A 12,366-nucleotide genomic window follows, 5' to 3' on the forward strand; every position below is an offset into this window, starting at 1 on the left:
CGAGCGGCCCGCCGCCTTGGGCGGCAGGGTGGGCGAGGCGGCGCCCCGTCGCCGCGCACCCCGCACCCTCAGGCCAAAAGCCCCCGCAGCGGATACGACGCCCGCCGCGTCGCCAGGATGGCCTGGTCGAGCCGGTCCGCCGGGTCGTACCCGGCCTCCCACTCCCGGTACGACACGGGCCACCGCCCGTCCGTCATCCGCTGCGGCGCCAACTGCCGCGTCCTGGCGAACACTTCCTGCCGCCACCCGTCCGGAATCACCGACTCGGGCGCGATCTCCCGCCCCGCCGCGATCCCCACGAGATGCGTCCACGAGCGGGGAACCACATCCACCACCGCGTACCCACCGCCCCCGAGCGCGACCCAGCGCCCGTCGGCGTACTCGTGCGCCCACTCGTGACACGCCACCTGCACGGCCCGCTGCGCGTCCAGCGAGACCGCCAGATGCGCCAGCGGATCCTCGAAGTGCGTATCGGCCCCGTGCTGCGTCACCAGCACCTGCGGCCTGAACTCCGCCAGCAGCTCCGGCACCACCGCGTGCAGCGCCCGCAGCCACCCCGCGTCCCCGGTCCCCGCCGGAAGCGCCACATTCACGGCCGTCCCCTCGGCCGCCCCGTCAGCCCCGGTCTCCTCGGGCCACCCGGTCTGCGGGAACAACGTACGGGGATGCTCGTGCAGTGAGATCGTCAGGACCCGCGGGTCCTCCCAGAACGCCGCCTGCACGCCGTCCCCGTGGTGCACGTCCACATCCACGTACACGACCCGCTCGACGCCCAGCTCCAGGAGCCGCGCGATGGCCAGCGCCGCGTCGTTGTAGACGCAGAACCCGGACGCCGCACCCGGCATGGCGTGATGCAGCCCGCCCGCGAAGTTCACGGCGTGCAGCGCCTCGCCCCGCCACACGCTCTCCGCCGCCCCCACCGACTGCCCGGCGATCAGCGCGGACACCTCGTGCATCCCGGCGAAGGCGGGGTCGTCCATGGTCCCGAGCCCGTACGACTGGTCGGCGGACTCCGGGTCCGCCGACGCGGCCTTGACCGCGTCCACGTAGTCCTCGCGGTGCACGAGCCGCAGCGTCGACTCGCCGGCCGCCTTGGCCGCGACGACCTCCACGTCCCGGTCGAGACCGAACGCACCCACCAGTCCCCGCGTCAGATCAAGCCTGACCGGATCCATCGGGTGTCCGGGCCCGAAGTCATACCCCGCTACCGCCGGGTCCCACATCAATTGCGCGCGGCCGCTCATGCCCGCCACCGTATCGGTCCCCCCGCTCCCGGAACGACGGGGCGTACACGAGCGTCACCAGCACAAGCGCCATCGGCACCAGCATCGCCCCGCGGTAGCTCCACGCGTCCCCGATCGCCCCCACGAGCGGCGAACCGATCAGAAAGCCCACGTAGTTGAAGATGTTGAGCCGCGCGATCGCCGCGTCCGACGCCTTCGGGAACAGCCGGCCCGCCGCGGCGAACGTCTGCGGCACGATCACGCACAGCCCGAGCCCCAGCAGCGTGAACCCGAGCATCCCCACCCACGGCCCCGGCGCCACGGCCACCACACCGAACCCTGCGGCCGCGAGGACGGTCCCGAACCGCACCACCGCCACGGCCCCGAACCGCCGCACCCCCGCGTCCCCGACGGCCCGCCCGATCAGCGTCATCACCATGTAGACGTTGTACGGAACGGTGGACAGCTGCTCCGAACTCCCCAGCACGTCCTGGAGGTACTTCGCGCTCCAGTTGGAGACGGTCGAGTCGCCGATGTACGCGAACGACATCACCAGGCACAGCGGCAGCAGCACCTTGAAGACGAGACCGCCACTGTTCTGCTCCTGGACGGCCGCGGCCTCCTTGTCCGCCGCCCGCCCGTCGACGTACCACCGGCTCCCCATCAGACACAGCGGCAACAGCACGCACGCCACCGGCAGGTACAGCACGAACAGCGTCAGGTCCCAGTGCGCCCCCGCCCACGCGAGCGAGGCCCCGACGATCCCGCCGAGGCTGTACGCGGCGTGGAAGCCGAGCATGATGCTGCGCCCGTACGCCCGCTGGAGGCTGACGCCCAGCATGTTCATCGAGGCGTCGAGCGCCCCCACGGCGAGCCCGAAGGCCGCGAGCGCGACGGCCACCCCGGCGAGCCCGTCCCCGGCCCCCACGCCGATCAGCGCGAGGAGCACGACGGGCTGCGACCACCGCAGCACCCGGCTGGGCCGCACCCGCTTCACCAGCTGCTCGGTTCCTACGCTGCCGACCCCGGCGAGGACGGGCACGGCGGCCAGGAACACGGGCAGCAGGGCGTCGGAGATCCCGTACTGGTCCTGAATGGCGGGGATCCGCGTCACGAGGAGCGCGAAGGCGGCGCCCTGTGCGAAGAAGCTGAACGCCAGCGCTGCCCGGCCCCACCGCAGCCGCCCACCGGCGGGTATGCCATCGGTCATGGCGGCACAGCGTATGCCCAGGCCCTACCCATGGGTAGATGGATCACAAAACCATGGGCCTACCGTGACCTCGGGCCCTTCAGCCCAGCAGCCGCGGCAACTCCCGCATGTCGTCGAAGAGTTCGTCCGCCCCGGTGAGCCGCTCGGCGGGCGTCATCGCCGTGAACCCGTACACGTCCATCCCCGCGGCCACAGCGGCCTGCACACCGAGCGGGCTGTCCTCGACGACCACGCACCTCTCCGGCGGCACACCCATCCGCTCGGCGGCGTACAGGAAGAGATCGGGTGCCGGCTTTCCGCGCCCTACATCCTGCGAGCTGAAGATCCGCTCGTCCCCGAAGAACCTGTCGAGCCCCGTCTTCCGGTGCCCGACACGAATCCGCTCATGACTCCCGGACGACGCGACGCAGTACGGAACCCCGTCGGCGCTCAGCCGCTCGAGCACCTCTACGACCCCGTCGACCGGTTCCAGTTCCCGCTCGAACGCGGCGAATACGCGGGCGTGGAACGTGTCGTCGAAATCCTCCGGCAGCCGCTGCCCGCTCCGCTCGAGGACGGTGTCGTGCACGCGGTGCATGGCGGCGCCCATGTAGTCCCGCAGCGAGTCCTCGTACGAGGTCGGGTGCCCGAGCTCCGTGAGATAGCCGGCCAGGAGCGTGTTGGAGATCGGCTCACTGTCGACGAGAACGCCGTCGTTGTCGAAGATGACGAGGTCGTAGCGCATGCCCATGCGTACGACCCTAAACGCAGAAAACCCCCGTGCCGAATGGCACGGGGGTTTTCTTCAATATGAGTTCGGCGGCGTCCTACTCTCCCACAGGGTCCCCCCTGCAGTACCATCGGCGCTGTGAGGCTTAGCTTCCGGGTTCGGAATGTAACCGGGCGTTTCCCTCACGCTATGACCACCGAAACACTATGAAACACACAACCGGAGCCGCAGCCTTGACGGCTTCGACGGTTGTTCGTGGTTTCAGAACCAACACAGTGGACGCGAGCAACTGAGGACAAGCCCTCGGCCTATTAGTACCGGTCACCTCCACACCTCACAGTGCTTCCAGATCCGACCTATCAACCCAGTCGTCTACTGGGAGCCTTAACCCCTCAAAGGGGGTGGGAATACTCATCTCGAAGCAGGCTTCCCGCTTAGATGCTTTCAGCGGTTATCCCTCCCGAACGTAGCCAACCAGCCATGCCCTTGGCAGAACAACTGGCACACCAGAGGTTCGTCCGTCCCGGTCCTCTCGTACTAGGGACAGCCCTTCTCAATATTCCTACGCGCACAGAGGATAGGGACCGAACTGTCTCACGACGTTCTAAACCCAGCTCGCGTACCGCTTTAATGGGCGAACAGCCCAACCCTTGGGACCGACTCCAGCCCCAGGATGCGACGAGCCGACATCGAGGTGCCAAACCATCCCGTCGATATGGACTCTTGGGGAAGATCAGCCTGTTATCCCCGGGGTACCTTTTATCCGTTGAGCGACGGCGCTTCCACAAGCCACCGCCGGATCACTAGTCCCGACTTTCGTCCCTGCTCGACCCGTCGGTCTCACAGTCAAGCTCCCTTGTGCACTTACACTCAACACCTGATTACCAACCAGGCTGAGGGAACCTTTGGGCGCCTCCGTTACCCTTTGGGAGGCAACCGCCCCAGTTAAACTACCCATCAGACACTGTCCCTGATCCGGATCACGGACCCAGGTTAGACATCCAGCACGACCAGAGTGGTATTTCAACGACGACTCCCCCGATACTGGCGTACCGGGTTCAAAGTCTCCCACCTATCCTACACAAGCCGAACCGAACACCAATATCAAACTGTAGTAAAGGTCCCGGGGTCTTTCCGTCCTTCTGCGCGAAACGAGCATCTTTACTCGTAGTGCAATTTCACCGGGCCTATGGTTGAGACAGTCGAGAAGTCGTTACGCCATTCGTGCAGGTCGGAACTTACCCGACAAGGAATTTCGCTACCTTAGGATGGTTATAGTTACCACCGCCGTTTACTGGCGCTTAAGTTCTCAGCTTCGCCACACCGAAATGTGACTAACCGGTCCCCTTAACGTTCCAGCACCGGGCAGGCGTCAGTCCGTATACATCGCCTTACGGCTTCGCACGGACCTGTGTTTTTAGTAAACAGTCGCTTCTCGCTGGTCTCTGCGGCCACCCCCAGCTCACACTGCAAGAGTGATCACCAGAAGTGGCCCCCCTTCTCCCGAAGTTACGGGGGCATTTTGCCGAGTTCCTTAACCATAGTTCACCCGAACGCCTCGGTATTCTCTACCTGACCACCTGAGTCGGTTTAGGGTACGGGCCGCCATGAAACTCGCTAGAGGCTTTTCTCGACAGCATAGGATCATCCACTTCACCACAATCGGCTCGGCATCAGGTCTCACCCTCAATGTGCGACGGATTTACCTACCGCACGGGCTACACCCTTACCCCGGGACAACCACCGCCCGGGCTGGACTACCTTCCTGCGTCACCCCATCACTCACCTACTACCAACTTGGGTCAGCGGCTCCACCACTCCCACCACCGGCAAAGCCGGCGCGGGCGGTTTCACGGCCTTAGCATCACTGGATTCGATGTCTTTCGCGTCACAGCGGGTACCGGAATATCAACCGGTTATCCATCGACTACGCCTGTCGGCCTCGCCTTAGGTCCCGACTTACCCTGGGCAGATCAGCTTGACCCAGGAACCCTTAGTCAATCGGCGCACACGTTTCTCACGTGTGAATCGCTACTCATGCCTGCATTCTCACTCGTGAACCGTCCACAACTACCTTCCGGCGCTGCTTCACCCGGCACACGACGCTCCCCTACCCATCCATGCACCCGTTGGGGCTGTTGCATGAATGACACGACTTCGGCGGTACGCTTGAGCCCCGCTACATTGTCGGCGCGGAATCACTTGACCAGTGAGCTATTACGCACTCTTTCAAGGGTGGCTGCTTCTAAGCCAACCTCCTGGTTGTCTCTGCGACTCCACATCCTTTCCCACTTAGCGTACGCTTAGGGGCCTTAGTCGATGCTCTGGGCTGTTTCCCTCTCGACCATGGAGCTTATCCCCCACAGTCTCACTGCCGCGCTCTCACTTACCGGCATTCGGAGTTTGGCTGAGGTCAGTAACCCGGTAGGGCCCATCGCCTATCCAGTGCTCTACCTCCGGCAAGAAACACACGACGCTGCACCTAAATGCATTTCGGGGAGAACCAGCTATCACGGAGTTTGATTGGCCTTTCACCCCTAACCACAGGTCATCCCCCAGGTTTTCAACCCTGGTGGGTTCGGTCCTCCACGAAGTCTTACCTCCGCTTCAACCTGCCCATGGCTAGATCACTCCGCTTCGGGTCTTGAGCGCGCTACTGAATCGCCCTATTCGGACTCGCTTTCGCTACGGCTTCCCCACACGGGTTAACCTCGCAACACACCGCAAACTCGCAGGCTCATTCTTCAAAAGGCACGCAGTCACGAGATATGTGCAAGCACATATCCGACGCTCCCACGGCTTGTAGGCACACGGTTTCAGGTACTATTTCACTCCGCTCCCGCGGTACTTTTCACCATTCCCTCACGGTACTATCCGCTATCGGTCACCAGGGAATATTTAGGCTTAACGGGTGGTCCCGCCAGATTCACACAGGATTTCTCGGGCCCCGTGCTACTTGGGTGTCTCTCAAACGAGCCGCTGACGTTTCAGCTACGGGGGTCTTACCCTCTACGCCGGACCTTTCGCATGTCCTTCGCCTACATCAACGGTTTCTCACTCGTCGACCAACCGGCAGATTGATCAAGAGAGATCCCACAACCCCGCACACGCAACCCCTGCCGGGTCTCACACGTATACGGTTTGGCCTCATCCAGTTTCGCTCGCCACTACTCCCGGAATCACGGTTGTTTTCTCTTCCTGCGGGTACTGAGATGTTTCACTTCCCCGCGTTCCCTCCACACTGCCTATATATTCAGCAGCGGGTGACAGCCCATGACGACTGCCGGGTTTCCCCATTCGGAAACCCCCGGATCAAAGCCTGGTTGACGACTCCCCGGGGACTATCGTGGCCTCCCACGTCCTTCATCGGTTCCTGGTGCCAAGGCATCCACCGTGCGCCCTTAAAAACTTGGCCACAGATGCTCGCGTCCACTGTGCAGTTCTCAAACAACGACCAACCACCCGTCACACACCAAGAACCTTGGCGCTTCACCGGGGCCGGCACTGAAGGCGACCTCGCGGCCGTACCTTCAGACACCCAACAGCGTGCCCGACACCCTCGCCCCTCCATCTCGCTTTCCACGCCGAAGCAGTACTCGCGACCAGAGCAGGTCAAGTGTGCCGAATAATCAACGTTCCACCCATGAGCTATCCACCGTCGAACGTTTGCCGACGTAGTGGCTCTGGCATCCCCGAGGGGACGCTAGATGCTCCTTAGAAAGGAGGTGATCCAGCCGCACCTTCCGGTACGGCTACCTTGTTACGACTTCGTCCCAATCGCCAGTCCCACCTTCGACAGCTCCCTCCCACAAGGGGTTGGGCCACCGGCTTCGGGTGTTACCGACTTTCGTGACGTGACGGGCGGTGTGTACAAGGCCCGGGAACGTATTCACCGCAGCAATGCTGATCTGCGATTACTAGCAACTCCAACTTCATGGGGTCGAGTTGCAGACCCCAATCCGAACTGAGACCGACTTTTTGAGATTCGCTCCACCTTGCGGTATCGCAGCTCATTGTATCGGCCATTGTAGCACGTGTGCAGCCCAAGACATAAGGGGCATGATGACTTGACGTCGTCCCCACCTTCCTCCGAGTTGACCCCGGCGGTCTCCTGTGAGTCCCCATCACCCCGAAGGGCATGCTGGCAACACAGAACAAGGGTTGCGCTCGTTGCGGGACTTAACCCAACATCTCACGACACGAGCTGACGACAGCCATGCACCACCTGTACACCGACCACAAGGGGGCGCCCATCTCTGGACGTTTCCGGTGTATGTCAAGCCTTGGTAAGGTTCTTCGCGTTGCGTCGAATTAAGCCACATGCTCCGCTGCTTGTGCGGGCCCCCGTCAATTCCTTTGAGTTTTAGCCTTGCGGCCGTACTCCCCAGGCGGGGCACTTAATGCGTTAGCTGCGGCACGGACAACGTGGAATGTTGCCCACACCTAGTGCCCACCGTTTACGGCGTGGACTACCAGGGTATCTAATCCTGTTCGCTCCCCACGCTTTCGCTCCTCAGCGTCAGTATCGGCCCAGAGATCCGCCTTCGCCACCGGTGTTCCTCCTGATATCTGCGCATTTCACCGCTACACCAGGAATTCCGATCTCCCCTACCGAACTCTAGCCTGCCCGTATCGACTGCAGACCCGGGGTTAAGCCCCGGGCTTTCACAACCGACGCGACAAGCCGCCTACGAGCTCTTTACGCCCAATAATTCCGGACAACGCTTGCGCCCTACGTATTACCGCGGCTGCTGGCACGTAGTTAGCCGGCGCTTCTTCTGCAGGTACCGTCACTTTCGCTTCTTCCCTGCTGAAAGAGGTTTACAACCCGAAGGCCGTCATCCCTCACGCGGCGTCGCTGCATCAGGCTTGCGCCCATTGTGCAATATTCCCCACTGCTGCCTCCCGTAGGAGTCTGGGCCGTGTCTCAGTCCCAGTGTGGCCGGTCGCCCTCTCAGGCCGGCTACCCGTCGTCGCCTTGGTGAGCCACTACCTCACCAACAAGCTGATAGGCCGCGGGCTCATCCTGCACCGCCGGAGCTTTCAACCCTTCACCATGCGGAGAAGAGTGTCATCCGGTATTAGACCCCGTTTCCAGGGCTTGTCCCAGAGTGCAGGGCAGATTGCCCACGTGTTACTCACCCGTTCGCCACTAATCCACCCCGAAGGGCTTCATCGTTCGACTTGCATGTGTTAAGCACGCCGCCAGCGTTCGTCCTGAGCCAGGATCAAACTCTCCGTGAATGTTTCCCCGTAATCGGGGTGACACCACGAGAGCGGAACAGTCGGAGGAATAATCCGACCGTTCACAGCGTCCTCGCTGTGCGCCTACCGATCAAAGACCGGCAGGACTTTTTCAAAGGAACCTCGTCCCAGCGGATGCTGGAGACGGGGTATCAACATATCTGGCGTTGATTTTTGGCACGCTGTTGAGTTCTCAAGGAACGGACGCTTCCTTCGTACTCACCCTCTCGGGCTTTCCTCCGGGCGCTTCCCTTCGGTATTTCGTGTTTCCGACTCTATCAGATCGTTTCCGATCCGATTTCCTCGGTGCTTTCCGGCCTTTCGGCCTTCCGGCGGTTCCGACTCTATCAGATCCTTTCGGGCCTGATTCCCAGTCAGAGGGGCTTGTCCTCGCGGCTGTTGGGCCGTTCCGACGAGTGAGACTTTAGCGGATTCCCGGCCCCCGAGCTAATCGGGGCCCGTCCTTTCGAACGTGGATTCCTCATTTCGCAAAAGCGCACAGAAACGCATACGACGACCGAACAGAAGTCAGTCGTCGTGCGTTTGAGAGGTCCTGCGGAATGGTTGCCCGGGGACCGACCGGAGTCGGCGCTCACGGCGGACAACTCGGAGAACACTACGGACGGGCCCGGGGCGTGTCAACTTCGCGCCTCGGGCCCGTCCGGCGGTCAGCTGTTGTTGCCGGAGGCCAGTTCGCGGCTGCGGTCGCGGGCCGCTTCGAGTGCGGCGATGAGGGCGGCTCGTACGCCGTGGTTCTCGAGTTCGCGGATCGCGTTGATCGTGGTGCCGGCGGGGGACGTCACGTTCTCGCGGAGCTTCACCGGGTGCTCGCCGCTGTCGCGGAGCATCGTGGCCGCGCCGATGGCGGACTGGACGATGAGGTCGTGGGCCTTGTCGCGCGGGAGGCCGAGCAGGATGCCGGCGTCGGTCATCGCCTCGACCAGGTAGAAGAAGTACGCGGGGCCCGAGCCGGAGAGGGCCGTGCAGGCGTCCTGCTGGGACTCGGGGACGCGCAGGGTCTTGCCCACCGAGCCGAAGAGTTCCTCGGCGTGGGTGAGGTGCGCGGCCGTGGCGTGGGTGCCCGCGGAGATGACGGACATCGCCTCGTCGACGAGGGCCGGGGTGTTGGTCATGACGCGGACCACCGGGGTGCCCTCGGGGAGGCGCTCCTCGAAGAAGGTGGTGGGGATGCCGGCGGCGCCGCTGATGATCAGGCGGTCGGCGGGGACGTGCGGGGCGAGCTCGGTGAGCAGCGTGCCCATGTCCTGGGGCTTCACCGTGAGGATCAGGGTGTCGGCCTGCTTGGCCGCCTCCTGGTTGGTGACCGGGGTGACGCCGTAGCGGGTGCGGAGTTCTTCGGCGCGCTCGGGGCGGCGGGTCGTGACCATGAGGTCGCTCGGCGCCCAGCCGCCGCGGATCATTCCGCTGAGCAGGGCTTCGCCGATCTTGCCCGTGCCGAGTACGGCGACCTTGTGGCGGGTGTGCTGGCTCATGAGCGGGGCCTTGCCTTCCGTGTGCGTCGTCCGTCGGGAGGCATCCTCGCATCGGCCGTGCCCACCGTTCGCGGATGTCCGGTGGGCGGAACGGGCGCGGGGTCTCAGGCCGTGCGGCGTCGGAGGGTCGCCGCGCCGAGGCCGAGGACCAGGAGGGCGCAGCCCGCGACGATGACGGCGTCGCGCAGATACGTGGCGGTGAGGTCGGTGTGCTTGAGGACCTCGTTCATGCCGTCGACGGCGTACGACATGGGGAGCACGTTCGAGATGCCCTCCAGGACCGGCTGCATCTGGTCGCGCGGGGTGAACAGGCCGCAGAGCAGCAGCTGCGGGAAGATCACGGCCGGCATGAACTGGACCGCCTGGAACTCCGATGCCGCGAACGCCGAGACGAAGAGGCCGAGGGCCGTGCCGAGCAGGGCGTCGAGGAGGGCGACCAGGAGGAGGAGCCAGGCCGAGCCGGTGACGTCGAGGTCGAGGACCCAGAGGGCGAGGCCCGTGGCGAGGAGGGACTGGACGACGGCGACCGTGCCGAAGGCCAGGGCGTAGCCGCCGATCAGGTCGGCCTTGCCGAGGGGCATGGACAGGAGGCGTTCGAGGGTGCCGCTGGTGCGTTCGCGGAGGGTGGCGATGGACGTCACCAGGAACATCGTGATGAGCGGGAAGATGCCGAGGAGCGAGGCGCCGATGGAGTTGAAGGTGGTCTGGCTGCCGTCGAAGACGTAGCGGAGCAGGAAGAGCATCACGCACGGGACGAGCAGCATCAGGGCGATCGAGCGCGGGTCGTGGCGGAGCTGGCGCAGGACGCGGAGCGCGGTGGCGGTCGTGCGGTACGTGTTCATGGCGGGATCCCGGTGCGTCAGTGGGTGGTGGGGCGGGACGTGGCCGCGTTGGCCTCGTCGACGAGGCGGAGGAAGGCCTCTTCGACGGTGGGGGTCGCGGTGCGCTCGCGGAGGGCGTCGGGGCTGTCGTCGGCGAGGAGTTCGCCCTCGCGCATGAGGAGGAGGCGGTGGCAGCGCTCGGCCTCGTCCATGACGTGCGAGGAGACGAGGATCGTGGTGCCGCGGGCCGCGAGTTCGTGGAAGAGGTTCCACAGGTCGCGGCGGAGGACGGGGTCGAGGCCGACCGTCGGTTCGTCGAGGACCAGGAGTTCCGGGGTGCCGAGGAGGGCGACGGCGAGGGAGACGCGGCTGAGCTGGCCTCCGGAGAGGTTTCCTGCGAGGGCGTCGGCGTGGGTGGCGAGGTCGACGTCGGTGAGGACGCGGTCGACCTCGGCGGCGCGGCGGTCGGCGGCGGACCTGCCGGGGAGCAGGACGGAGGCGAAGTAGTCGAGGTTCTGGCGGATGGAGAGGTCGAGGTAGACGGAGGGTGCCTGGGTCACGTAGCCGACGCGGGAGCGCAGCTTCGGGTGTCCTGCCGGGTGGTCGAGGACGGTGAGGGTGCCGGTGACCTTGGCCTGGGTGCCGACGACGGCACGCATGAGGGTCGACTTGCCGCAGCCCGAGGGGCCGAGCAGGCCGGTGATCTGGCCGCGCGGGACGGTGAAGTCCAGGCCTCGCAGGACGGTGCGGGGGCCTCGGACGACGGTGAGTCCGGCGGCGTCCACGGCGGGCGACTGCGTTTTATTCATCACATGATGAATAATCCTCCTGCCGGAGTGAGCCGTCAAGGCGTGTGCGGATGTGCGGCGCGGCCGGAGAAGGGGTCAGGGGCGGCGGACGACCGTGAGTTCCACCGCGTAGGCGTCCTCGACGATGCCGTCGGGGAAGACACGCAGGAGGTGGGCGCGCTCGTCGGCCAGGACGGGGGCGGAGCGCTCGGGGCCGAGGACCGCGAAGTAGGAGCGGCTCGCGAGGTGGGCCAGGTGCGTGTCGAGCGGGATGCGGCGCGTCCAGTGCAGGCGGCGGGTGACGGGGACGGGTGCCGGGTCGAGGCCGAGGGCCGTGATGAGGCGCGGGGCGTCGGAGCTGACGCCGTGCCGGTGGTAGCCGGGGAGCCGGTCCCTGAGGCGGTTCTCCTGGTCGACGGTCCAGGCGGCGTCGGGGTCGGGGACGTTCCACCACAGGGCGAGCGCGCCGCCGGGCCGCAGCACGCGCAGCGCCTCGGGGACGGAGCGCGCCGGGTCGGTCCAGTGCCAGGACTGGGCGTACGTGACGAGGTCGAGGCTCGCGTCCGCGAACGGGAGGGCGTCGCCGAGGGCGCGGACGAGGGGGATGCCGGGGTGGGCGCGGCGGAGTTCGGCGGCCATGCCGGGGCCCGGTTCCACGGCGACGACGTCGGCGCCCCGCGCGGTGAGCGACGCGGTCGCGATGCCGGTGCCCGCGCCGACGTCGGCGACGCGTGATCCGTGGAGCGGCAGGCCGGCAAGGTCCTGCACGGCGTCGAAGAGCTGCGGCGGGTAGCCGGGGCGGGCGGTGGCGTACTGCTGGGCGACCGCGTCGAAGGAGAGGGCGTAAGCGGGGTCGGAGGTCATGGCGCCATGGTGCG

The 12,366-nt window shown here is 65.2% G+C and carries 7 protein-coding genes and 3 rRNA genes; all 10 read right to left on the reverse strand.

Annotated elements, in window-relative coordinates; translation table 11 throughout:
- Positions 1-68 precede the first annotated feature (68 nt).
- The 10 genes from ACTWJ8_RS18335 to ACTWJ8_RS18380 all read right to left on the reverse strand — a co-directional run bounded on the left by ACTWJ8_RS18335 (position 69) and on the right by ACTWJ8_RS18380 (position 12,352).
- Positions 69-1,244: an acetoin utilization protein AcuC gene (locus ACTWJ8_RS18335; protein ID WP_356383907.1), complete on the reverse strand. Its 1,176-nt coding sequence runs from the start codon at positions 1,242-1,244 to the stop codon at positions 69-71.
- Positions 1,195-2,433 (reverse strand): MFS transporter, encoded by a 1,239-nt coding sequence (locus ACTWJ8_RS18340; RefSeq protein ID WP_443264545.1) that lies wholly within the window; start codon positions 2,431-2,433, stop codon positions 1,195-1,197. The genes ACTWJ8_RS18335 and ACTWJ8_RS18340 overlap by 50 nt, the downstream gene beginning before the upstream one ends.
- 79 nt (positions 2,434-2,512) lie before the next feature.
- Positions 2,513-3,157 (reverse strand): HAD family hydrolase, encoded by a 645-nt coding sequence (locus ACTWJ8_RS18345; protein ID WP_356384600.1) that lies wholly within the window; start codon positions 3,155-3,157, stop codon positions 2,513-2,515.
- Between the two features lie 69 nt (positions 3,158-3,226).
- Positions 3,227-3,343, reverse strand: a 5S ribosomal RNA gene (rrf, locus tag ACTWJ8_RS18350).
- A 90-nt stretch (positions 3,344-3,433) separates the two neighbouring features.
- Positions 3,434-6,557, reverse strand: a 23S ribosomal RNA gene (locus ACTWJ8_RS18355).
- Positions 6,558-6,860: 303 nt separating this feature from the next.
- A 16S ribosomal RNA gene (locus ACTWJ8_RS18360) occupies positions 6,861-8,386 on the reverse strand.
- The 16S, 23S and 5S rRNA genes sit together here, the layout of an rRNA operon.
- 668 nt (positions 8,387-9,054) lie before the next feature.
- Positions 9,055-9,879 (reverse strand): pyrroline-5-carboxylate reductase, encoded by an 825-nt coding sequence (proC, locus tag ACTWJ8_RS18365; RefSeq protein WP_356389643.1) that lies wholly within the window; start codon positions 9,877-9,879, stop codon positions 9,055-9,057.
- Between the two features lie 104 nt (positions 9,880-9,983).
- The gene (locus tag ACTWJ8_RS18370; protein WP_356389645.1) at positions 9,984-10,721 is read right to left on the reverse strand and encodes an ABC transporter permease; all 738 of its coding nucleotides are present in this window, start codon (positions 10,719-10,721) and stop codon (positions 9,984-9,986) included.
- A gap of 17 nt (positions 10,722-10,738) precedes the next feature.
- Entirely contained in the window at positions 10,739-11,509 is a 771-nt protein-coding gene (locus ACTWJ8_RS18375; protein WP_443264547.1) for an ABC transporter ATP-binding protein, read from the reverse strand.
- A 75-nt stretch (positions 11,510-11,584) separates the two neighbouring features.
- Entirely contained in the window at positions 11,585-12,352 is a 768-nt protein-coding gene (locus ACTWJ8_RS18380) for a class I SAM-dependent methyltransferase (protein WP_356389649.1), read from the reverse strand.
- Positions 12,353-12,366: the final 14 nt, after the last annotated feature.

This window comes from Streptomyces sp. SDT5-1, from assembly GCF_052245995.1.
GTDB lineage: Bacteria > Actinomycetota > Actinomycetes > Streptomycetales > Streptomycetaceae > Streptomyces.

Excerpts from the sequence above, each read along its gene's own strand:
- ACTWJ8_RS18370 (WP_356389645.1), bottom strand. The coding sequence starts at position 10,721 with ATGAACACGTACCGCACGACCGCCACCGCGCTCCGCGTCCTGCGCCAG.
- proC (WP_356389643.1), bottom strand. The coding sequence starts at position 9,879 with ATGAGCCAGCACACCCGCCACAAGGTCGCCGTACTCGGCACGGGCAAG.
- ACTWJ8_RS18380 (WP_356389649.1), bottom strand. The coding sequence starts at position 12,352 with ATGACCTCCGACCCCGCTTACGCCCTCTCCTTCGACGCGGTCGCCCAG.
- ACTWJ8_RS18335 (WP_356383907.1), bottom strand. The coding sequence starts at position 1,244 with ATGAGCGGCCGCGCGCAATTGATGTGGGACCCGGCGGTAGCGGGGTAT.
- ACTWJ8_RS18375 (WP_443264547.1), bottom strand. The coding sequence starts at position 11,509 with ATGAATAAAACGCAGTCGCCCGCCGTGGACGCCGCCGGACTCACCGTC.
- ACTWJ8_RS18340 (WP_443264545.1), bottom strand. The coding sequence starts at position 2,433 with ATGACCGATGGCATACCCGCCGGTGGGCGGCTGCGGTGGGGCCGGGCA.
- ACTWJ8_RS18345 (WP_356384600.1), bottom strand. The coding sequence starts at position 3,157 with ATGCGCTACGACCTCGTCATCTTCGACAACGACGGCGTTCTCGTCGAC.